Raw genomic sequence first — 10,953 nt, forward strand, 5'->3', positions numbered from 1 at the left:
ATTAAATTTTCCTTTTCCTCTTTTGAGTATTTTCTATTTGATCTATTATTATTTGTCATAGTTTAATCTCCTATTTTATTCTCTACTTATGAGAATATCATGTATTTTACTCTACGACAATTATCTTACCACCTAGGGCAGCTTTAAAAAATACTTGTTATATGCAGGGTATTACTGATCAAGCAAGAATAATATTTCATAGCGATTTAGGATCACAATATACGAGCAAATATATGATATATTTATGTATAAAATATAATATTTTACATTATTTTAGTAAGAAGGGATATCCTTATGACAATTCCTGTATAGAATCGTTCCACGCTAGTATAAAAAAAGAAGAAGTTTATTTAAATACTTATAAAAATTTTGAGAATGCTCAAATAGCTATTTTCAGATATATTGAGGGATAATATAACAATAAAAGACTACATTCAGCTATTAATTATAAAACTCCAAATGAAATAGAATTATTAGCTAAGAATGTAGCCTAAAAAGTTCGATTTTTTATGTCCAAGATATTGACATAAGACCAATTTTACTATTTAATATTTTTCAATTCTTTAACATACTTTTCTTCTTCACCATCTTTATACTTCCAAAATATCCAACCATTTGTATACGAATCTTTATTTGATTTTTTTCTCCTTACAGCTTTTGCTGCTATAGAAACTGAGGAGTATTTTTCTCCATTCCATAAAACTTCTCCCGTTTCTCTATTAAAACTAGCATCTATTCGCTCTTTTTTATAATCAGAAAATATATTAATAGTTTTCATATAATTTTTTTTAGGTTCCTCATAAAATAATTTAATTATTTCATCTCTCTTATCTATTATAATATTTTTTAAATTGCAAAAAATAAGTTCTGCTCTTTTCTTAATAAATCCATCAAAAAATTCATTATATGTTCCATTCATAACCTCTAAAGGTATTAAATGATTCTGTAATGATTTTTCAAACATATTATTTATTTGATATAATTCTTTCATATAAACATCTGGAGACTTTTTTCCTATTTTAATATTTGTTATCTTAGGAATTAATGTTCTATTAACTACACAATCAATCAGTTCAATATTTTCTTCTGAAATTTTTTCTTGTAAGTATGATTTTGGAATTATATGATGATCATCAACTTTTTGAACAAATGATATCTTAGAATTATTTTGCCAATCTGTCAATCCTCTTGCTATAAAATTTATAAATGTTAAAACCCCTTTGTAAAGAGCACTTCCCTTTTTATTAAAGCTATATAAATCTTCTGGTTGCTCTATGACACTTTTTAAACTTCTAAAGTAATTTATATTACTTATTTTTTTATTTTTAGCAATTCTTATTAAAATGTTACAATCTTTAATTATAACTTCATTTGTTGCCCCACCTGTATACCTTTGTGCAAAAATAGACATCCAATACCAATATTTTAAAAATTCTATTTGATTTTGATTCATTTGACTAAATGATTTACTAGGCAAATGATTTAAAAATTGAATTATTGGAATCAACATATTTGTATGAGGAATCCACTCTTGAGTTGTTATAAAATTATTTTTATCTAGAAACTCAACTGTATCTACATATAACTTAGAAATATTATCCCAATTTTCTATAAAATGCTGTGCTTTTAATTTACTTAATATATATCCTTTATCTATATTCTTATATTCACTGATTATAAATGCAATATTTCTTACTAATATTTCTCTTTCAACTGTAAATTGAGATTTATTTTCTAATTCACCAATTTTATTTCTTAACCTAAATCCACTATTTAATTTTGCAACTAATATATCTATAAAATCTAATCTTACCCCTAAAGTATTACTTCTTTCAAAAAATAATGCAAATTTATCAGAACTCATATCCAACAAAAAATAAGAAAGCATTTTTTCTGCTTTAAATAAATCCTGTATCTTTTGAGATATTATCAAAAACTTATCAAAATAATCGTCTTTCTCCTCTTCATCATCAATTGATTTTATAAATTCCAATTTATCAAAATAAATTTTCTTTATGCTCTTCTCCCTAAGGCCTTTTCCCATAAACTCAAAAATATCACCAATTTTTATTGATAATCTTGTATTATCCTCTTTTCCTGCAAAAGAAAACATAATATCTTCTAAAAACATATTATTAAATTCATCAAATTCATCAATTTCATCTGATTCCTTTGCAATAAACCAAACATTATCTATATTTTTTAATGCACGATAAATTGAAGTTATTCTTTGTTGGCCATCTAAAACTGCTCTTAATCCATCAACTTTAACTTTTTCTTTAATTTCTTTTTCTGAGTAAATAATAGTTTTTAATGGTTGCCTTCTTTTCCCCTTTATCTTTCTCATTCTAGTATCAATTTCTCTTACAGCTATTTCAAATGATGGTACTCCATAAATTATTGAACCGATAAAAATATCTCTAACTAATGAATCAAATAATTCATAAGTTTTACTTTCATCCCATACAAAATCTCTCTGAAAATCTGGTAATACCAATAACTTATTATCTATTTTTCCAATAATTTGGACAATCGATTCAGTATTTTGTCTATTACACTGTGACATCTGCCTCCCTCCTTTTTTACATATTATACTAAACCTCCATTAAATATATTACAAAATAAGTATCATTAATTTTAATATATTTAGTTTCATAAGTATTGATCTACTTCTTTTTTCACTCTAACTTTACAATCCCCATTTTTTAAAACTAAATAAAATTCTTTTTAAAAAATAAATTCAAAAAATTCTTCTCCACCCTTAGTATAAGCTTTTGTTGATTTAAAACTCTATTAAAGTAATTTACTGTATTTTCTATATATTTAAATATTTCTTAATTTTTTCAAATCTAAATCTAAAGACTCTAAAGCTCTATTAATAATTCTTATACTAGTAGCTCTATCTATGAAAAGAAAATCTGCTTTTCTTTTTAATGTTTTAAGTATTATAATTTCCTTTCTGGAGTAATAATTATTTTTACTGGATTAATAATCTCAATATCAAAATAAGTATTTCACATTCATCTTTTTATTTATACAGTAATATAAAATCACATTGAATATTTTATCAATATCTTAGACACAAGAAATCGAACTTTTTTAGGTTACATTATAACTACTAACTATACTTCATTTAAATTTTATATACGACATATAAATTTTAAAATTATATGTACAAAAAAAGAGATTTTTTATAATTTTAAAAACCTCTTTTTAATAGTTTAAAATCCTATATGGTTGAATTAATATCTACGTAAAATTTATTTATTTTCTCCAATAAATAGGAAGATAAATTTCATCATATATACTTTTTAATTTTCTCACTATTTTTTCATTTATATTTTCTTGTTTTAATATTTTATTTTTAATTTGATTTTTTATATCTTCTATTTCTAAATTTTCTTTTTGTTTAAAATATCTATCAAGTTCTATCGCCATTTTTGTTAGCAATTTTTTTTCTTGATATAATTCATCCTCTTTTTCCTTTATACAAAAAGATTCTGTATCTAATTTTAGATGTTCATATTCAATCTCTTTTTCTTTTATTTTTTCTAATGCATTAATAATTATTTTTATTCCTATATTATTTTCTACTTCATCTTTATAATTTTTTTCATTTATAAATTTCATTAATTCTTGAATGTCAATACTTTTATTTTCAATATATGCCTCATAAACTTCTTTAACGTTCAATTCTATAATTTCGATATTTTTCAAATTTATATTTCTTATATTTAAAAAAATATTCATTTTAGCTTGTCCAACATAATTTGTCTTTTTTTCAGTTGGAATAAGAAAAGCATTAGTTATAAAAATATAACCACTTTTATTTATAAACTCTTCATATGCAAGTTGATATAAATATTGCTTATTTATATCAGCTACACCTGGTTGATTCCAAATTTTTAAATCATTGTATTTTAAATCATAATATTTAGCGTCAAATATGGCAAACATATAAACACTGTCCATTTTAAAAATACTTATTAAATCTGGGATAAGTGTTTCTTTAGCTATTCTCTCTTTTCCATCCTCATAAATTTTCCAAATAGGTTTTTCTATTATTTCTTTTAATGTATTATTTTTATATTTTTCTATTCCATTTAAAGGTAATTTTTTTAATTTCACATTAATTTTATTTTCTAATACTTCTGAGCATACATTTTCCCAAACAAGATTAAAACTATTAGTTCCATAGAAACAAACCCCAATCCCATCAGTACTTATTTGACTATGAGCAATGTATGCATAAATAGCTTTAAGTATATTTTGTTTTTTAGTTATATATTGTCCTTTCATTTCTCTTTCTAATTTATATAAAATATATTCTTCATCCCCAAAATCTTCTATACTTAATTCACTCAATTGGATTCTTTCAATATCTAGTAATTCTCTTAATTTTAAATACTCTAACTTTCTAGAACATTCTGTTAATATCACCTGATGTAATCTAGTAAAATAATCTTCTTCATTATATCTAGATTGACTTGTATATAACTCCAAATAATGTGGCCTATTATTAAATATATATGCATAACTTTCATTTATAGTTTTATCCCAAAGAATTTCACCATCACTATTTATATCTATAAATTCCTCTTCTTTTTGATATAATCCAAATTCATAATAGTCACTTATCAAACTTATGATTATACTCAATTGATTATATCTTTTTTCTTCCATTCCTTCGTTATAAAATTTTATTATTTGCTCTTTTTCATTGTATTTTTTAATTACTTTTAAAATTTGTTTCATTTGTAATTCTGGTCTATCTTCTTTTATATATTTTGGAAAGCAAATTATTATATATTTAGATATTGTTACAATTCCTACATATTTAAATATATATTTTTTATCATTTTTTTCTATATTTTCATCTAAAACTTCAACTTCATCAGTAATTAGGTCATCTAATTCTTTATCATCACATTTTTTTTTCAAAGACTTAATAATACCATAAGCTTTTAATTTTTCTAATAAATAAATCCCCTGTTTTTCATCTTTCACTTCAAATTTATTTACTATATTATTAAAAGTATATTTTTTTAATTCTCTAATATATATAGTTTTCATGCTAAAACCTACTATTCCTCTGAAATTTCAGATATTTTATCTAAGGTAAATTCAAAAATTTCTACTCCAATTTCATCAAATTTATTACAAATATTTGAGTATGTTATATTTTCTCCACATTTTTTAAAGAATTTTTTTCTATACTGTCTCCCTAGCGCATCTTCATATAAATACATAATTATTTTATTTTTAAATACTTCTATAAACTTTTTAGAACTTATTTTATTTTCATTATCTTTTAATGATGATTTAGAAATAAAATAAGGACCTAATAATTTATCTTCATTAATATGATATTCATTTAATAATACTTCATTAATTTTCTTTCGTAACGTATTCCATTTAATTTCCTTTTTAAATTCACCTCTTCCTAATATAACTATTATATCTTCAATGTTTTTTTCATTAGCATCTATATCCATATATTCAAAATTCCATCTTCTTTTAAATGCTGTATCCATTGGAAAAACACCTTGATCTGCACTATTCATTGTTGCCCAAATATACATATTATCAGGAATTTTTATCTTTGAACAATCTATTTCACTATTATTTAAACTTTTTTGAATATAAGCTTTCATTTCTTCACTTGCTTCAATTTCATATTCACTAAAACCATTAGTTCTATCTAATAATTGAAATACATCACCAAAAACACTTGCTACATTTGCTCTATTAATTTCTTCAATTATTAACAAGTATGATTTATTACTTTTATCCTCTTTGCTTTTCAATGCTTTTACTAATGTTCTCATAAATGGACCTGGTACATATTCATATGTAACTCCATCTTTACTCGGTATTGGCTTATATGCTCCTACAAATTGTCCATAAGAATAACTTGGATGAAATGTTACTCTTTCATATCGCTCTTCAAAAATAACTTTATCCAAATTAAGTAAATAACTTTTTCCAGTTCCAGGTGCTCCAAATATAATCCTATTATATTCTTTATTTGAAGTATGAACCCTAATTTCATTTTTATGATCAAAATTCACTTTAGCTAATAATTGTATAAACTTTTCATTCTCTTTAGATAAATATTCACACCATTGTTTTTGCCCCTTATTATTATACTCATTGCTAATTTCATCTATATTTAAAAATAATTTTTCTGTATTTACAATAGTTAAAATTTGTGCAACTGTAAATCTATCTTTATTTATTTCTAATGTATTCCTATCTATTTGATTAAAAAAATAAGTATCTTTTAATATATCAACTAGCCCATTTATATATCCATTTTTATCATTCCCATTAAGTTTAAAATCATCAATTTCTTTCAACTCATTCTTTGTAATTCTCAAAGAATTATTTTTTTGCATATCACTTAAAATTGAATTAAGAGGATTAACTATTTTTTCATCTATTATTTGTATATAATTTAACATTATTGTACTTATAAAATATTTGGCTGAAATTTCTCCATTAGCAAGTTTTTTACCAAACTCACTTAGAATAATTTCATTTCTACTTTCTTCAATTAACCCAAAATCTCTACTTAATGTATATTTACTATTCCATTGGTCCTGAGTTCCTTCATATGAGCCTGATCCTAACTGCTCCTTTTTAGGTGTTTTATATATATCTAAAGCAGATTCTAAAGCTTTTATTACTTTTTCTTTATCCTTTAAATTTACTGCTGCATTTGCTATAGCAACTAAAGTTTGTAATTTATTTGTTCTTTCTATTTTGTCAAAATATATAGTTTTATGATTTGCTATTGTCATATTATTTTTCCCCTCTTTATATAAATTAATATATTAATTTTTCATTTATAATATTTTTTCAACTGCTTCAGCTAAAACTTTAGCAAACTTAGGTGGAACTGCATTACCTATCATCTGATATGCCGCACCTTGAGGTCCTACAAACTCAAAATCATCTGAAAATGATTGTAATCTAGCTGCTTCTCTTACCGTTATACTTCTAGCTTGTTCTGGATCATAATGAATAAAACGTAAACCATCTTTATGCAAATGGGCTAAAATTGTTGTACTTGGTAAATCTTTTCTTAAAACATGATATTTATGTACAGATGTTTTTTTTCCTGTAACTCTTTCATATATTTTATTAAGCTCCATAGCATTAGTTAATTTATTTTCTCCACTTTCAAGATCTAATGCCAATTCATGAAATACTTCTATATCTTTTGAATTATGATATCTTGGTTTATGCCAACTTATATCACTATCTGGAATATAATGTGATTTTTTGTTTTTTATATCCTGTTCTTTTAAAGGTTTAATTATAGGCAAATCATTAATAGCTTCTGAAACTGATATTTTTTTTTCTACTCGATACATTGGTAATACTTCTTTATAAAATTTATTTAAAATACTATCACAATTATTATAATATTCTTTATTTAAACCAATTAATATAACTCTTTTTCTAACTTGTGGAACACCATAATCACTAATATCTATTTGTGCTAAACCTTTAATATCATTGATTATTTCATACCCAATTTTTTCAGCATCTCTTTTTATTAACTCTGGAATTGGTGTCCCATCTGGCATTGCACTTAACATTCCAGGAACATTTTCAAATATAAATAATTTAGGTCTATATCTATTAACTACTTCAATATAATGCTCGAATAAATAATTTCTATAATCACCCTTCATCCCCTCTTTATCTCTAACTCTTCCTGCAACTGAATACGCTTGACATGGTGGTCCACCAATAATTATATCTACTCCACCTTTTCTCTTTACTAACTCATCTAATCCTACACTAGTTCCGTAAATAGGATCATTTTCCCACCCACTAAATAAATCTTTTCTTTGTAAATCAAAATATAATACTGACTCTTGGGCATCTGCTATATTCCACTTTGTTTTTAATCTATTTCTTAATGTATTTACTTGATGTTTTTGCCATTCAACAGATGCCACTGGATCATATTTTCCACTTTGCATGAAACCATCCAATAACCCTCCACACCCAGCAAATAAATCCATTACTTTAATTTTGCTCACTATCTTCTTCCTCACTTTTTTCTAAATATATTTTTATTTGTTTCGCTAAATGATATCCTAATAAAGGAGGTACGGCATTGCCTACTTGTTTATACTGTTGTTGTTTATTTCCATAAAAAATAAAATCATCGGGAAAGCTTTGCAATCTAGCATTTTCTCTCACTGAAGGAATTCTATTATATTTATAATGGAAATGAGTTCTATGACCTGTATCTATAGTACGTGATGGTTTTTTACTATGATATCTAGTTAACGCTTCATTAAAATTAAATTGTTCTCTATATTCTTCTGGTAATGCCTTATAATTTTTTCCTTCAGGTACCATCGAAATTAACTTTATAGTTTTTTCTGTATGCTTTGTTGCCATATGATTATATAATTTTTTACTATTTTTTCTCATAAATTTTTGATATTCCGTCCTAGGCTCAGATTTATATTCTTGTTCAAAAGCTCCAACATTATCTTCTAATCCATCTAATTCACCTATGGCATCCTCGCATGATACAAACTCATTTTCTGTTAATTTAGGTTTAGGAAATTCAAATTCTTCCTCTGAATCTAATAATGCAACAAAAAAAACTCTCTTTCTTATTTGTGGAACTCCATACTCTGGTGCATATAATACTTGTGCCTTAATTTTGTAACCTAATTCAGTGAAATCTTTCATTATATTTTTTCCAGCTATTCCACCATACAAAGTAATTAGTCCTGGAACATTTTCTAAAACTATTGCTCTAGGCTTTAATATTTGTGCTGTTTTTACCATAGCTGTATATAATGTATTTCTTTCATCATCTTTATTTCTAGACCCTGCTAAAGAAAACCCTTGACAAGGAGGTCCCCCTACTAATACATCAATTTTAATGTTCTTATTTTCTAAATATTCAATAATTTGATTTATATTTTCATGATTAAATAAATCAAGTTTCATCGCTTCTGCGCTCCCATGATTTTCCTTAAATGTTTTTAATGCCATATCATCAAAATCTACGCCTAATACAACATCATATCCTGCATCTAAAAAACCTCTTGATAATCCACCTGCTCCAGAAAATAAATCTAAAACTGTTATTTTTTTATTTTTATTTATCACTTGTTTTTGCTCCTTCACTTTTTTTAATCCATAATCTATACATTCTCTAATTTTATCGTTAACATTTTTCCCCAAAAAACACATTGATAGTTGTTCTATTTTATTATCTTCTATTTTAATTCTGTATTCTTTACCTTTAATATTTTTTCTACCGCTTCCTTCTCTTTTGCCACCTCTCAATATAATACACTCCTTCCATCATTATATTATATTGATTTATCGACATTAATTCAACTATATTATCAATTTAATTTTAAATATAAAAAGCCATATTTAAAGAATTATAAACTTTAAAAAAAGTAAAAATTCACTAATATGGCTTAATAATTTTATTTAATTTTTACATAAAAGATGTATACTTATCTAAATTTCTCTCTTATATAGAAAAATCAAATTTGTATTTTTTTTCTCCTATTTTTGTAACTTCAATATCTGTTCTTCCATACTCAATCAAATCATTAATAGTAATTTTTTGATTATATACATTTAATCTTTTTCTTAAATATCTACCTAATTCACCTTTATCACCATAACTAGAGATTTGTTTTCCATAAACTATTCCATCTACTTCTTGTCTACCTTCAAATAAACATTTCATTCTTACTCCATTATCCCAAATTACATCTATCGAATTATCATATTTAATTGGCTTAAAAAAATCAAGATTTTCTCTTATATGCTTCTTTCTTACAGCAATATAAGCATCTTCTTTGCAAACATTCGCACTAGCATAACCCCAATTTAATCCTGATTTATTATGAACCTCCCCATTACTATTTAATAAACTTAAAATCATACTTACCTCTCCTAAATTAATTTTATTTCTTTATTTTTCAATATTTATATTATCGATTTATCATTTTATTTCTTTAATTTTCCTCAAATAAAATATACTATACAACACAGTGCTAATATTATATCAATATCTTGGGCAAAAAAATTAATCACGCTTTTAAATTGCATATATTGTGAAGTAACATCAAAATTTATTACTCATTATTTGAAAATTCTTTCCATTCTTTATTAAATCCATAGTATTCAATTTTTACGAAACAATATTTATTTACAAGCTTTAAAAATTTATCAATAAAGGTACTCTTTATTTCATCATCTTTTGTTAATTTAAAGCACGAGTGTTAATTATGTAAAATTTAGATGTTAAAAATTATAAAAAATGAGGTCATTCCGTGGTAATATTAAATCGCAACACTCAATACTACTAAGGAGAATGACCTAATGAAAAATAATATCACTTTAATTGAAATATTTCAATCATTTATATCAAAAGAAGAAGTTTTAGCAGTTTATAAAGAATTTAACTATGAAGAAACATCAAGAAAATTTAAAGGTGCTGATTTGTATGAATTTTTTATCGTTGCAGCTATTAATGAATATAAAAGCTATCGATATGGTACATATTTAATAGGATGTGACGGGTTAATCCCTGTCAATTATTCAACAATTTCAAAAAAAGCAAATTGTATGGATTATAAAATTGCCAAGAAACTATTTGAAATACTTGTTTCAAAATGTAATCCTCCTTTAAAAAGAATTCTTAAATTGGACAAAAATATTATAGCAATTAATTCTACAACAATAAGTATTGGAAAAGGAAGATTGAAATGGGCTAAATATAAAAGTCATAAAGCAAGAATTAAACATCCCCTTGTATTTCCATAGCTTCCACAACTATTGAATTACTAAATTGGATAAAAGAAACTCTAGGTTTTGGTACTATAAAAAAGAAAAAGAATTATAATGAATTAAAACATAAAGATTCCTATGTTTTTACTGTTAGATATA

7 protein-coding genes are annotated in these 10,953 nt (G+C 24.3%); 1 reads left to right on the forward strand and 6 read right to left on the reverse strand.

The features are described 5' to 3' along the window. Nucleotides 1-541 precede the first annotated feature (541 nt). The 6 genes from ACRDDY_RS00945 to ACRDDY_RS00970 all read right to left on the reverse strand — a co-directional run bounded on the left by ACRDDY_RS00945 (nt 542) and on the right by ACRDDY_RS00970 (nt 9,946). The gene (locus tag ACRDDY_RS00945) at nt 542-2,566 is read right to left on the reverse strand and encodes a GmrSD restriction endonuclease domain-containing protein (RefSeq protein WP_438563094.1); all 2,025 of its coding nucleotides are present in this window, start codon (nt 2,564-2,566) and stop codon (nt 542-544) included. A 698-nt stretch (nt 2,567-3,264) separates the two neighbouring features. Next, a complete protein-coding gene (locus ACRDDY_RS00950) occupies nt 3,265-5,073 on the reverse strand; it encodes an LlaJI family restriction endonuclease (protein WP_438563095.1) in 1,809 nt (602 codons plus the stop codon). An 11-nt stretch (nt 5,074-5,084) separates the two neighbouring features. After that, nucleotides 5,085-6,803 (reverse strand): McrB family protein, encoded by a 1,719-nt coding sequence (locus ACRDDY_RS00955; protein WP_438563096.1) that lies wholly within the window; start codon nt 6,801-6,803, stop codon nt 5,085-5,087. Nucleotides 6,804-6,848: 45 nt separating this feature from the next. Next, a complete protein-coding gene (locus ACRDDY_RS00960) occupies nt 6,849-8,057 on the reverse strand; it encodes a DNA cytosine methyltransferase (protein WP_438563097.1) in 1,209 nt (402 codons plus the stop codon). Continuing rightward, complete coding sequence (locus ACRDDY_RS00965) at nt 8,044-9,330, reverse strand: DNA cytosine methyltransferase (RefSeq protein WP_438563098.1); 1,287 nt, start codon at nt 9,328-9,330, stop codon at nt 8,044-8,046. The genes ACRDDY_RS00960 and ACRDDY_RS00965 overlap by 14 nt, the downstream gene beginning before the upstream one ends. Before the next feature lie 196 nt (nt 9,331-9,526). Then, nucleotides 9,527-9,946 (reverse strand): hypothetical protein, encoded by a 420-nt coding sequence (locus ACRDDY_RS00970; RefSeq protein WP_438563099.1) that lies wholly within the window; start codon nt 9,944-9,946, stop codon nt 9,527-9,529. A 440-nt stretch (nt 9,947-10,386) separates the two neighbouring features. Between ACRDDY_RS00970 and ACRDDY_RS00975 the strand changes: the two genes are divergently transcribed. Beyond that, entirely contained in the window at nt 10,387-10,830 is a 444-nt protein-coding gene (locus tag ACRDDY_RS00975; RefSeq protein WP_438563100.1) for a hypothetical protein, read from the forward strand. Nucleotides 10,831-10,953: the final 123 nt, after the last annotated feature.

Origin of the sequence: Clostridium sp. (assembly GCF_051656525.1) — a bacterium.
Lineage (GTDB): Bacteria > Bacillota > Clostridia > Clostridiales > Clostridiaceae > Clostridium.